The 12,497-nt window shown below is 57.2% G+C and carries 11 protein-coding genes; 8 read left to right on the forward strand and 3 right to left on the reverse strand.

Annotated elements, in window-relative coordinates:
• Positions 1-153: 153 nt before the first annotated feature.
• Together VM554_01330 and VM554_01335 are read right to left on the reverse strand one after the other, a co-directional pair.
• A complete protein-coding gene (locus VM554_01330; protein HVJ07003.1) occupies positions 154-1,275 on the reverse strand; it encodes a 4Fe-4S binding protein in 1,122 nt (373 codons plus the stop codon).
• 168 nt (positions 1,276-1,443) lie between these two features.
• A complete protein-coding gene (locus tag VM554_01335; protein ID HVJ07004.1) occupies positions 1,444-2,400 on the reverse strand; it encodes a ThuA domain-containing protein in 957 nt (318 codons plus the stop codon).
• 240 nt (positions 2,401-2,640) lie between these two features.
• On the opposite strand from VM554_01335, the gene VM554_01340 reads away from it, so the two are divergent.
• From VM554_01340 to VM554_01375, 8 genes are all read left to right on the forward strand, one after another.
• On the forward strand, positions 2,641-3,600 hold the full coding sequence (locus tag VM554_01340) for a sugar phosphate isomerase/epimerase (protein ID HVJ07005.1): 960 nt from the start codon (positions 2,641-2,643) through the stop codon (positions 3,598-3,600).
• A 90-nt stretch (positions 3,601-3,690) separates the two neighbouring features.
• On the forward strand, positions 3,691-4,197 hold the full coding sequence (locus tag VM554_01345) for an O-acetyl-ADP-ribose deacetylase (protein HVJ07006.1): 507 nt from the start codon (positions 3,691-3,693) through the stop codon (positions 4,195-4,197).
• Between the two features lie 103 nt (positions 4,198-4,300).
• The gene (locus VM554_01350) at positions 4,301-5,533 is read left to right on the forward strand and encodes an MFS transporter (GenBank protein ID HVJ07007.1); all 1,233 of its coding nucleotides are present in this window, start codon (positions 4,301-4,303) and stop codon (positions 5,531-5,533) included.
• Between the two features lie 109 nt (positions 5,534-5,642).
• Positions 5,643-6,218, forward strand: coding sequence for a sigma-70 family RNA polymerase sigma factor (locus tag VM554_01355; protein ID HVJ07008.1), 576 nt, complete (start codon positions 5,643-5,645; stop codon positions 6,216-6,218).
• 73 nt (positions 6,219-6,291) lie between these two features.
• Entirely contained in the window at positions 6,292-6,999 is a 708-nt protein-coding gene (locus tag VM554_01360; GenBank protein HVJ07009.1) for a zf-HC2 domain-containing protein, read from the forward strand.
• A 22-nt stretch (positions 7,000-7,021) separates the two neighbouring features.
• Positions 7,022-7,834, forward strand: a complete 813-nt coding sequence (locus VM554_01365; GenBank protein HVJ07010.1) for a choice-of-anchor P family protein — start codon at positions 7,022-7,024, stop codon at positions 7,832-7,834.
• A gap of 92 nt (positions 7,835-7,926) precedes the next feature.
• On the forward strand, positions 7,927-10,338 hold the full coding sequence (locus VM554_01370; protein HVJ07011.1) for a CHAT domain-containing protein: 2,412 nt from the start codon (positions 7,927-7,929) through the stop codon (positions 10,336-10,338).
• Between the two features lie 835 nt (positions 10,339-11,173).
• Positions 11,174-11,314 carry a hypothetical protein gene (locus tag VM554_01375; GenBank protein ID HVJ07012.1) on the forward strand — a complete coding sequence of 47 codons (141 nt, stop codon included), beginning with the start codon at positions 11,174-11,176 and terminating at the stop codon, positions 11,312-11,314.
• Between the two features lie 116 nt (positions 11,315-11,430).
• On the opposite strand, the gene VM554_01380 is transcribed toward VM554_01375, so the two are convergent.
• Positions 11,431-12,474 carry a LacI family DNA-binding transcriptional regulator gene (locus VM554_01380; protein HVJ07013.1) on the reverse strand — a complete coding sequence of 348 codons (1,044 nt, stop codon included), beginning with the start codon at positions 12,472-12,474 and terminating at the stop codon, positions 11,431-11,433.
• Between the last annotated feature and the right edge of the window lie 23 nt (positions 12,475-12,497).

Here is a 12,497-nt window from a genome sequence, read left to right on the forward strand (position 1 = left end):
CGACGACCGACGAAGAAATGAGGGGAACGGACCCCGTCCCGGAGGGTTGGCAGGAATCCGGCCAAACGATAGAACCGTAGCCCTCACTTACACCGCAAAAAAAATGACATGCGTTGCGAACCAACGGCGGCCGTTCCTATATGTCGATACACCCTAGTGTCCGTATTCATCAGCGTGCGGAACCAGCCGCATATAGACATCGCGGGAGATATTCGTCTGCCAGTGACCGGTTGCGCGAGCGGCCCCCACCAGTCCGAAGAAGAGCAGCGCCAGCGCAGCAGCCACAACCCTGGGCTGCAGGGCACGCTTGCGCCATCGATTTGCAGGGCCTACTCCCTCGTGGATCGCGCGAGGCGGAAGCGATAGCTGCAGAGCGTTTTCCGCAGGGCATGCTGCAACACACTCCATGCAACTCGTGCACTCGACGGATCGGATCTGAATCAGGCGATCCACTGGAAGGCTGGATGGGCATGCCTTCGTGCACTTGCCGCAATCGATGCAGGCTTCCTCGTCCCGGCGAATTCTCACCGGGCTCAACGTGGAAACCAGTCCCATTAAAGCCCCGTATGGGCAGAGGAATCGGCACCAGAAATTCTGGATGAAGACGGACAAGAGGACAAACAATGCGACAATTACGATTCCAATAAGGCTCATGTGCCGGAAGAAGTTCAGCATCTTTACGTCAGCGATGATGCCAAAGGGCGCAAGCAGAAAATCGTTGAGAGCCTGGGCAGACATGCTGAGGACGATGAAGAGGAAGAAAGCCAGCAACAGGTATTTCAAGCTGCGCAAAGGAAGATCGAGCCAGCGGGGCACGGTGAAGTTCCGGCGGAAGAGCTTGCGGCCCAGCTTCCATAGATATTCTGAGACGGTGCCAATAGGACAGAGCCACGAGCAGAAGGTCTTCTTCAATAGCAGGCTGGAGAGCAGAAAGGCCGCGGTGAGCACCATAGCCGATGGGTGCATTGCCGGAATGTGCCGCGTTATGAAGAAGTACTTCAGGTTCATCAGGCCCGCGATAGGAAGCCATCCATCGACTCCGGCAGGCCGCTCGATGTAGCGGGTCGCGCCCTGGCTCTCGAAATAGCGAGTCCACATCAGGAATTCAATCGCAATCCAGGCATTCAAGGCCAGAAAAGCGAATTGCACCGTACGACGAACCTGCTGCGACTGATCCCGCAACACCCGGCGTACAAACGGCTTCTTCTTTTTTCTCTCCGCGGTTTCGTTTGCGACTGCCACCGCAAGAGGAGGATACGAGGGTCTGGTCGTCATGGCAGCAACCTTCCATCACCCACAATACACAGGGGCAGGGAAGCCAAAATAGGACTTAGGTCACACATGTTGGGCCGGGGGAGAAAAACACTCTTCCCGGCAAAGGCGCGGAGCAGCACCCAGCAGCTGAAGGGTGCAAGATGCTCAGAATCAAATGGTTATACGGGCCTATTGATTTGCAGGAGCAGTCCCGGGCACGATTGCGCTCGTTGCAGCCACCTTGGGATCCATACGAAGGATATCCACCCGATAGCTGACCGTGTTTGTGGTGGGGAAGGTGGCAGGCGGTTTCTGCGTGACTCTGCCTGTGGCTACCCACTCTGCGCCTCGTTGGAGCGTGGTGATAAATCCAACACAGCTTAGCGCCGCCACATCGTGTCCCATCGTTGTATGGAAGACGCGGCCTCTTCCATATTGGATCACCATCAGCATTGGTTCATCGTGACCCGTTCCATGGTTCTCCGCTTCGGAATATGCAGTTGCCAAAACAGTCATGTTCCTGCCGGGGCCGCGCAGCGCTGCGTAGAGCTCATCGGGTGCGTGCATCCACAGTGGCGGCAATCCTTTCATGATGGGATGATCCAGCGCTCTCGCCGTCACGAGGAAGGGAAGCCGTTCCCCGTGAGAACCCGCCTTTCCCGCCGATGTGTCGGAGACCAGGTTCCCATCCTGGAAATACCAGAGCGGTCCGGATTTTTCGTCTCTCCCCCTCCAGCCGCCAACGCCGATCATCCTGTTATAGCCAGGCCAGTCTGGGAACGCATTGTCCGCTGCATGAACCACGACCAGACCTCCGCCATTTCTGACGTAATCCTCAAACTGCGATTCAAGCGAAGCAGGCCAGTCCTGTGCATCATAGTTCGATACCACTACCTGGTAGCGGCTGAAGTCAGGTTGGAAATTGCGCAGGTCGTCTGCGGACGCGGGTGCTGTGACTACTGAAACCTGAAACAACCCTGTCTCCTCCAACTCCTTTTTGAGTACAGGCGTAGTCACCTGCCAGGCGTGGTATGGCCCTGCACTTTGGCCGTCCAGCAGCATCACCTGAATCGCCGCGGATGCGGCATGCGTATACGGCGCAACCACCAGCATGGCGCCACAGACTGCGCTTATGAGTCGGATCATCGGTCTTTTCCCTGACAGCGTGACTAGGCGGCAAAGCTGGCCTGGCATACTCCATCGGTTCGTCCGCGCGGAACAGAGCGCTGCGGATCTTGACGGCTGAGTCTACGGCCAGGACGCTGCTTGTGCAATCCGGGAGCCAAAACTGCCTGCCGGCGATTCGCAACAACGGGCTACATTCCTTTACCATGGCCGTCGGATGCGCACCAGGATGCGCAGGCACAGGAGTCAGGGAGTCCAGAAATGAAAGTCGGTGTATTCACGCCATTACTGTCCCAGCTTCCGCTGGAAGGTGTACTCGAAAAGTTGAAGCCGCTCGGCATTGACCTCCTCGAACTCGGCACAGGGAACTATCCTGGCGATGCGCACTGCAAGTTGTCGATGGTGGACAACAGCTCGGAGCGTGCGGAGTTCCAGGAAAAGCTTGCCGACTACGGTGTGAGCATCAGTGCCCTTAGTTGCCACGGCAACGCGCTGCATCCCAATAAGAAGCATGCGCAGCAGGCGCGGGAGGTAAGCCGCAAGACAATCCTGCTGGCCGAGAAGCTCGGGGTTCCTGTGGTCGTCGATTTTTCCGGCTGCCCAGGCGACTCGCTGAATGCGATTGCCCCGAACTGGGTAACCTGTCCGTGGCCACCGGAGTATCGCGAGGTTCTCGATTGGCAATGGAACGAAGTCGTTGTGCCCTACTGGACCGAACAGGGGAAATTTGCCACGGAGCATGGCGTCAAGATCGCGATCGAGATGCATCCCGGCTTCGTTGTCTACAATCCGGAGGCGATGCTGCGGCTGCGTTCGATTGCCGGTCCCTCCGTGGGTTGCAATTTGGACCCCAGCCATCTGTTCTGGCAGGGCATTGATCCGATTGGGGCAATCCGCATCCTGGGCGATGCGATTTTTCATGTCCACGCTAAGGATACGCAACTCTATCCAGCAAATTTGCCCCGAACCGGCGTGCTTGACACCAAGCCATATACGGACGAACGCAACCGGGGCTGGATCTTCCGTACATGCGGCTATGGCCATGGAGCGGAGTGGTGGAAGGAGTTTGCATCCACACTCCGAATGTTTGGCTACGATGGCGTACTTTCCATCGAGCATGAGGATAGCCTGCTGTCTGCCGAAGAAGGGTTGACCAGGGCTATCCAGTTCCTGAACGAAATCGTGATTCGGGACAGGCGCGATGCAGCATGGTGGGTATAACCCGCCCCAACCATGCTGATCCTCGCGGCGAGGGCTATCATGATACGTTCCCGCAGGGAGCCCGCTAAGGAACTCTAAGGAGAACTCACCATGGCACAGCTTGAGGCTATACAAGGTGACATTACCCGGCTGGCGGTAGATGCAATCGTCAATGCAGCAAATACCTCCCTGCTGGGAGGAGGCGGAGTCGATGGCGCAATTCATCGTGCCGCGGGGCCGGAGCTGCTCGTTGCCTGCCGCAAGCTGCATGGCTGTATAACCGGCGACGCTAAGGCGACGCCAGGGTTTCATCTGCCTGCCAGATGGATCTTTCACGCCGTAGGCCCGGTATGGAGAGGTGGCGATCATCAGGAGGATGACCTGCTGGCAAGTTGCTATCGGCGCTCCCTCGAGCTCGCCCGCGAGCACGAGGTGAAGTCCATCGGGTTTCCTGCGATCAGCACCGGGGTTTATGGCTTTCCTTCCGAGCGGGCGGCGAAGATTGCCTTCGATACCGTGAAGAAGTTTGCGGAGCCGAATGGTGTGGAGACGGTCAAGTTCGTCTGCTTTGACAGCGGCACTTTGTCGATCTATCGAGATCTGCTTCATGCTGCTTGAGCAATAGGGAAACGGCCGCCCGCTGCAAGCTGCCATCTTCTTCCCCCTGGAAACCATCAGAATCCTGCTGCCGAGTTTCCCCTGTTTACCGCGGAGCGTTGCCTTGCAAACCCGGCTGACCAATCACTCGACAAGGAGCACGTTAAGCCAGATCCCCGCCGGCGTCTGGGTACTCGGCTGCGTCAGCCTGCTGATGGATATCTCTTCGGAGATGATCCACAGCCTGTTGCCGCTCTTCATGGTCACGGTTCTGGGAGCCAGCGCCGTGGGTGTCGGCCTGATCGAAGGTCTGGCCGAATCCACCGCTCTGATCGTCAAGGTCTTCTCCGGTGTGTTCAGCGATTATCTCGGCAAGCGCAAGGCGCTGGCTGTACTTGGCTATGCCCTTGGCGCATTCACAAAGCCGTTATTCGCGATTGCGCCTACTCTGGGCGTCGTCCTTACCGCGCGTCTTCTGGATAGGGTCGGCAAGGGGGTGCGCGGTGCGCCACGGGACGCCCTGGTTGCGGATATTACGCCTCCGAATCTGCGCGGCGCGGCATTCGGCCTTCGCCAGTCTCTCGATACCGTCGGAGCATTTCTCGGTCCCTTGCTGGCCGTTGGACTGATGTTGCTATGGGCCAATAACTTTCGCGCTGTGTTCTGGGTGGCCGTGATTCCTGGCCTGATGTCGGTCTCCCTGCTTTTCTTTGGCCTGCGCGAACCGGAGCATCGCCAGGCGGAAAATCGCACGAACCCAATCCGGCGGGAAAATCTGAAGCGTCTCGGAGTTGCCTACTGGTGGGTAGTCGGCATTGGCGCAATCTTCACTCTGGCCCGGTTCAGTGAGGCGTTTCTCGTTCTGCGCGCACGGCAGGGCGGAGTTCCCCTTGCCCTCGTGCCGCTCGTTATGGTGGCGATGAATGTGATCTACGCCCTGACGGCTTATCCATTCGGCAAGCTCTCGGACAAGATGAGCCATGCAAAGCTATTGGCGCTGGGATTGGTTGTGCTGATAGCCTCCGATCTGATCCTGGCCATCAACGATCACTGGCTCTCCGTTTTAGCCGGAGTTGCCCTGTGGGGCGTTCATATGGGCATGACGCAAGGTCTGCTCGCGACCATGGTGGCAGATACAGCGCCGGCCGATCTGCGCGGCACGGCATACGGATTCTTCAACCTGATGAGCGGGTTTGCCCTGCTGCTGTCGAGCGTGCTGGCAGGATGGTTGTGGGACAGGCTTGGTGCTTCCTTCACCTTCTACGCAGGTGCGGGATTTTGCGTGATGGCGCTGGCGGGCCTGTCCACCGGCGTTCGAACCATGCGTGCGACCAGGAAGGATGACTCCGCAGCATAAGGAGACCGGTTGCCATTCCAGGCACTGAGAAGATCCTTAGGCACTCAGAAGTTTGTGCAGCCTGGTATACACTTGTGGCAATTCTGACGCGCTTTCCGAGGTACGTGCCTTGCAATTCCAGACCTTCGATGCGGCATACATCAAGAAGCTGCAGGAGGGAGATGCCCGGACACAAGAGCATTTTGTCAGGTACTTCAGTGAGCTGATTCACCTTAAGCTGCGTTCTCGCCTGAAATCCCGCGATGCGATCGAGGATGTGTGTCAGGAGACCTTTACCCGCGTTCTGACGGCCTTGCGTAGCGAGGGAGCAATCCGCCAGCCCGAACGCCTGGGAGCCTACGTCAACTCCGTTTGCAACAATGTCCTGCTGGAGTACTACCGCGCGGGAAGCCGCAGTGACCCTATAGACGAGGTGACCGAGGCCACCGTTGCGTCGCCGGAACCGAATGCTCTCAATATTTTGCTCTCAAAAGACTCTGAGCGCGTGGTGCGGCGGATTCTCGCTGAGATGCCTTCGCGCGACCTGAAACTGCTACGAGGAGTTTTACTGGAGGAAAGAGATAAGGAAGATGTTTGCAGGGAACTTGGAGTTGACCGCGAGTATCTAAGGGTTCTCATCCACCGTGCCAAACTCTCGTTCAAAAATGTGTATCTCAAAAGGTTTGGTGCGGGCAGACCCTATTAAGTTAGCTGAAATCGCCCGGTTCGCTGTCACGATTTACCTATCTCTACGCACTATTCCACCGAGGCTGGACGAAATGGACCATCGGGACGTCGCAAGAAGTTCCATTATCGAAAAATATCTGCTCAAGGAGCTGTCTCCCGAAGAATGCGACGAGTTTGAGGCTCACTTCTTTGATTGCGAAGAGTGTGCACAGGATTTGCGCCTGACGGATGCTTTTCTTGAGCAGGTCCGGAGAGAACTGAAGATCCCTCTGGAGCAGGTGGCGCCGCAAGCGTTGGAACAAGGGCAGGCATCAAGACAAGGGAAAGGCCTTCCATCCTTCCTGCGCCCGGTCTGGTTGATTCCAGCGCTGGCCGTCCTGCTGTTGGTGATCGTTTATCAGAATCTCTTCCTGTATCCCGGATTGAAGCACCAGGTTGCCACCCTTGGAAAACCGGAGATTCTGTCCTCGCTCTCCCTGGTGAATGGCGTCAGTCGAGGGGGTTCAATCCCTGCTATGGAGGTTCGGAACCTCCAGCCATTTCTGCTGCAGGTGGATATCCCGGGCGAGGAGGGCTTTTCAAACTATCTGTGCTCCCTGTATTCTCCGTCCGGAAAGCTGCTCTGGCAAAGTGAGGTTTCGAAGGATCAAGCCAGGGATTCTGTTTCGATTCGTGTTCTTCCCACGGAGGAGATGAATGGACTGAACCTCCTCCTGGTGCAGGGAGTCTCAGTGTCGGGCCAGCGAAAGACCCCAGTTGATCTGGTGCGCTATCGCTTTCAATTGACGTTCCAGAAGTGAATCCAGCAAGGCCGGAGAAACCATGGAAGCTAGCAAGAGAGTCCACTACTACCACGCTGATGCCAGTTCTTTCGGGGGAGTTCTTGAGCACCCCGTAAAAAAGGTCGTCCCCTCGCAAGCTGCCGTCTCACTTCCTGCTGCCGGAGGCTATACCTCCACGCGGTCCGGAGCCTTTAATTTCGAAGAAATAGCCTCGTGCGGCGGGGCGTTCACGCATGCCTCCGGGGGCATGAGCCTGAAAAACGGCGCGTGGACCACTCTTGTCACCTCAGCCGTTGAAAATTTGAATATTCTAGAGGTGGTTACAGCGGATCGTGTCGTTGCCCAGATATCCATTGAGCATCCAGTGGAAGGGCACGATCCCAAGGTGACCTTTGTAGGCTCTCACTTTCAGAATCTGCGCATTGGTGGTGTTCCGGTCGAGCCCGCAATGAACCTGGGGCTGCTGACGCCGGAAACAGGGTATCCGGGGTGTCCCTGGACCCGGCACGAAGGATTCTTGAAGAGGGTGCGGGATCAGCATCACCAGAGAACCAAAGGCAAGAAGGTTCCAGCCTGGGCAGTCGAACGCTATGCCTGGGTAGAGTCGCAACAGGGAATCGAGGAAAGAGGCCACGTCGTATGTTCTCTCGTCGACAGCTTGAAGGGAGAGATTCCCGGGAAGACCTTCGGGCACGTGGTCGAGATCGAGGAGTTTGGCCGGTTCTTTTTTGGCGAGGTCGTCGTCGCCCAGGGGGGCTTCCAGTTGACCATGGTTCGCGCCGAACTGGGTTGCGCGGTGCACGGTTCTCTGGGTGTCGCCTCGGCTCGCGGAAACGGTCATACCTATCCATAGGATGTGCGATAGGACTTGCCGTCTTGGTGGCATGTTCCCTCGTCGGCTGCAATCGGGTTCCTCCTCCAAGCGCTTCAGCGATCTTCGAGCAGGTGCAGAAGCATCTACTTGCCGGCAATCTGGCCGTAGCGGAGCGCGAGGCTCATAAGGCCCAGGCGCAATTCCTGGGCTCGGAGCCGGAGTGGGCCTGGAAGTTTCGCAGCCTTGAGGCAAAAGCGGTCATCCTGCAGGGGCGAAGCCAGGATGCCCTCAAGCTGTGGACCGATCCCTTGCCAGCGTCCTTGGAAAATGGGGATGTAGCCATAGAGCGCGATATGAATCGGGCGCTGGCCTGGGCTCGCATGGGCCAGTTTCCCGAGGCATCGGACGCGCTCGCGCATGCCCAGAAGCTTGTCGATCAGAATCATTCCCCCCTGCGTGCCGAGCTTTTGAGCACTCGCGGGGTTGTCGATATCGAAAAAGAGAATCTGGACGACGCAGAATCCATGTTCCGGCAGGGACTGGACCTCGCCAGGCAACAAGACAATCGCTTTCTGGAGTCGACGCTCGATCTGAATATTGGCGTAGTTGCTCTCCACCGGGAGCATTATGATGAGGCGCTTTACTGGTCTCATGCTGCCTCCAAGCTGGCCCGCACCCTGGAGGCCGGGTTAATCCTCGAAAAAGCCCTGGCAAACGAGGGATGGGCGTACTACAAACTGGGCGACTTTGAGCGCTCGCTGGCAAATTCGCAGGAGGCCGCGGCCCAGGCCGAAAAGCTGGGATCTGCATTCGATCAGGTTACCTGGCTCAACAATGCCGGCCTCGCAATGGTCGCACTCCACGACTACAAGGCCGCGGATACCTACTACAAGAAATCGCTCGCCATTGCGGAAGCAACGCAGAACCGGGTGCAGATGCTCGACGCCCATGTAGCGCTGGCTTTCGAGATGCTGCAACAGGGGCAAGCCGCCTGGGCCAAGATTCATATCGACCGTGCGCTCGATCTGGCGAAATCGGCAGGGAACCAGTCTGCGGAGCTTGAGCCGCTCTTTCTGAATGCTGTGCTTGCCACCCGTAACTCGCGACTGGCCGATGCTGAAGCGACTCTGAAGACCGTCTACGCCTCTCCCAATTTGACGCCCTCGCTGCGCTGGGAGGTGGAGGATGCCTTCGCCAACGTGTATGCGAGGCAGGAGGACCCGAAGAGAGCCGAAGAGTGGTATCTGCGATCGATCGCCACCTTCGAGAGTCAGCGATCCTCACTTCATGACGAAGAGAATCGCCTGCCATTCTTCTCCAATGCCAATCAGCTTTACCTGGATTATGTAGAGTTTCTGGTCAAGGCCGGCAAAGCTGCGCAGGCACTCCAGATCCTCGACGACAGTCGCGCGCGTACTCTGGAGGAGGGCTTGGGAATTACTCCTCGGAGCAGCACCGCCAGAGCGGGCAAGTCTCTTGAGCAGGAATCACGCCGAATCGAGCCGCGAATCATCGCAAAATCGCTCGACGGCACCGTGCTGGAGTACCTTCTAGGTCCCAACCGCTCCTACCTATGGGCGGTTACGCCCACGGCGATTCGCCTCTTTAATCTGCCTGGACAATCTGAGATCGACACCCATGTGGAGGAGTATCAGCGGGAGATTACAAATTCAACCGATGTTCTGGCGAAGCACGCCGCCGCAGGGGAGTGGCTTTACGCCAATCTTGTAGCTCCCGCCCAGGCGCTGATTCCGCGGTACTCCAGGGTCTTCCTGATTCCTGACGGAAGCCTGAATAAGGTCAACTTCGAGACATTTCTGACGCCCGATCCAAGTCCGCACTTTTGGCTGGAAGACGCCACTCTGACGACAGCGAATTCACTGCGGCTCTTGAGAACCTTCCGCTCGCATCCTGCCAGGACGAAGACGCCGAATCTGCTCCTGATCGGCGATCCGATACCCCCCGCGGAGGAGTTTGCCGATCTGCCGAATGGACCGGAGGAGATCGCCAGTATCTCGAGCCATTTTTCTGCCGGGAACCGCAAAGTTCTGACAAAAGAGCAGGCCTCTCCGCAGGGATATTTTGCAAATCAGCCCGGCCAGTATCAATTCATTCACTTTGTTGCGCATGGAATCGCCAGCCAACTGAGTCCGCTGGATTCCGCGGTGGTGCTGTCGCGTACCTCCGATCGCCCCGACGACTTCAAGCTTTACGCGAGAAACATCGTCCATTTTCCTCTCCGCTCAGAGCTTGTTACGATCTCTGCCTGCTACGGCTCGGGTACGAAGGCCTATTCCGGAGAGGGTCTGGTCGGACTCTCCTGGGCCTTTCTTCGAGCGGGCTCGCATAACGTCATTGGAGCGATGTGGGCGGTCAGCGATGCCTCAACTCCCCAGTTGATGGATCGACTCTACAAATCGCTCGAAAAGGGTACTCCCCCGGACGTAGCCCTGCGCGAAGCCAAACTTTCGTTGGCGCACTCTACGGACATCTACCGCAAGCCGCTGTATTGGGGAGCCTTCCAACTTTACGCCGGCGCATAATTCTTCCCGAATTTTCTACACCGTGATTCTGCAATCCGGCTGGCACGAATGGTGCTTCACGGTCATTCGATGGAAGGGAATGCAAGACGCGGAAGACACTATGGATTTGCAATTGTCGTCGATAGCCCGCATTAAATGTGACGAATTGCTCATGCATGCTCAAGCTCACGTCCTCTTTGGATGTAAAAGGCTCTTACAATAATCCATCCGAAAAACTGACCCTATTACCCGCTCAATGCCTACAACCTTGCCTGCATCCCCGCCGGCAGAACTTCTTCATGCCGAGGTATGACCGCCGGAGAGCAATTTCTTTAGCGGCTCCTTTCGCGCAGTGGTACATCACCCTTATTCGTTCGTGCATCTATTTAGACATGAGCGATGTATTCGCTGTGAAATCCGGCACGATCATGTACTTATCGGGGTACCGCATTCATCCCCGAGAATTGAATGCCGATCAGATGTGTCTCGCGTTTAGCCGACGCCGGATGAATCTGTTCACCCCGAGCGCATGCGTGCACACGGATAGCGTTTTTCCGTAGCTGGCTGTTGTAACGATCCCATCCTTCGCGTCACCACTCTGGTAGCAAGTCTGGACAGCGCGCGATCCAGTCACTAGCGAGTCAAGTCAAAGCTGCAATTTCATCTGCTGAGGTTCCGGAGCAGCGGAGAGCGAAAACGCCTCCGCTTTTGGAGCGGATTTCCGATCGGGAGTCCGCTTCACCCGTCTGCCTCCCAACTGGTATCCCAAACATCTGGAGTGATTTTGGACTGTCAAGAAGTTCCAAAGAACGCTCGAAGGGAACAAGAGGAGAGCACCATCCTCGAAAACGCGCTTATGACCTCGAAACCGAGTTCCGAAAAGCCGACCTTCGTCGAGCAGATCACTACGTTCCTCGACCGCTACATGAGCGCCGCGCGGTCCTCACGCTCGCGAAAGAGCCGCCGGGTAAAGATCCCGACTCATCTGACGATTTAAAGCTCCAGATCTTTCTTCGCGGCGGGGAAACCTCGCGCTGCTGCTGAATGGCAACAACTCTTCTTTGCGCTGAGGATTCATCACCCCTTGCGATACGTCGCGGCCAAACCAGCCTGCTAGGACGCCACCTTACAGCCGCAGGAGGCGCGCAGCACGAGTCGCGATTCCAGCTTGATCTGGGATCCCCGCTTCGGCGTGCTGACGCGTTTTGTCTTATGCCGGTTCAGGATCTGTTCAAACAAAAGCTCTGCCGCGACGCGTCCCAGGTCTTCGGCCGGTTGCTGCACAACGCTGATGGAGGGACGAAGAGTTCCGGCGAGTTCGAAGTCGTCAAACCCCATCAGCGCGATTTTCTGGGGAATGGGAACTTCGAGCTTCTGTAGTGTTTCAAAGGCATAGATCGTCGTGCTGTTCTTCAGCGTCAGGATGGCATCGGGCGGAAAGTCGCTGGAAAGGTGGCTCTCAATGGCGTATTCCGCCGACCGGTAATCCTTGACATTCATATCAACCAGCGAAGGAAGGCGAGCTTCCTCCATGGCCTTCCGGTATCCGCTAATGCGCTCGCGCAGCGTATAGAGCTGCGACTCGCCGCACAGGCAAAGAATCCGCTGATGCCCATGCTGGATCAGGTGCTGGGTGGCCCTATAGGCAGCCTCAAGATTGTCGGTGACGACCGATCCGATCCTGGACGAGAAGACGGGCCGGTCAAAGGCGACTGCCGCAGCAGACATCGAGTTCAGAAAGGCCGCTAACTCACTGTTCTGATCGTTGGCCGGGACCAGGAGGAGACCATCCGCGCTATGGCGCAGCAGCAGCCGGATGCTCTCCATCTCCAGGCGTGGGTCGTTGTTCGTTCCCGCTACGATAAGCAGACTGTCGTTAGCGCGCGCAATCTGTTGCGCGGCCTCCGCACAGGTGGAGAAGAATGGGTCGGCAATGCTGGGAATGAGAATGCCGATGATCTTGGTGCGTTCCCCTTTCAGAACCCTCGCGGCCTGATTGGGTATAAAGCCCATCTGCTGAATTACTTTCTTGACGCGCTGCAAAGTCTGCGGGCTCACCTGGTCCCCGCCATTCACAACGCGGGAGACCGTCGTTATGCCTACACCTGCCTTGCGCGCAACATCGGAGAGAGTGGGGGGTGAACCGTATGCTTTCATTGAGCCCGCTGGAATCCAGCTAC

Source organism: Acidisarcina sp., from assembly GCA_035539175.1.
GTDB lineage: Bacteria > Acidobacteriota > Terriglobia > Terriglobales > Acidobacteriaceae > JANXZS01.

What these genes read in the sequence shown, in the direction of transcription:
- VM554_01345 (HVJ07006.1), top strand. Translation starts at nt 3,691, where the DNA reads ATGGCACAGCTTGAGGCTATACAAGGTGACATTACCCGGCTGGCGGTA.
- VM554_01380 (HVJ07013.1), bottom strand. Translation starts at nt 12,474, where the DNA reads ATGAAAGCATACGGTTCACCCCCCACTCTCTCCGATGTTGCGCGCAAG.
- VM554_01375 (HVJ07012.1), top strand. Translation starts at nt 11,174, where the DNA reads ATGACCTCGAAACCGAGTTCCGAAAAGCCGACCTTCGTCGAGCAGATC.
- VM554_01365 (HVJ07010.1), top strand. Translation starts at nt 7,022, where the DNA reads ATGGAAGCTAGCAAGAGAGTCCACTACTACCACGCTGATGCCAGTTCT.
- VM554_01335 (HVJ07004.1), bottom strand. Translation starts at nt 2,400, where the DNA reads ATGATCCGACTCATAAGCGCAGTCTGTGGCGCCATGCTGGTGGTTGCG.
- VM554_01360 (HVJ07009.1), top strand. Translation starts at nt 6,292, where the DNA reads ATGGACCATCGGGACGTCGCAAGAAGTTCCATTATCGAAAAATATCTG.
- VM554_01330 (HVJ07003.1), bottom strand. Translation starts at nt 1,275, where the DNA reads ATGACGACCAGACCCTCGTATCCTCCTCTTGCGGTGGCAGTCGCAAAC.
- VM554_01340 (HVJ07005.1), top strand. Translation starts at nt 2,641, where the DNA reads ATGAAAGTCGGTGTATTCACGCCATTACTGTCCCAGCTTCCGCTGGAA.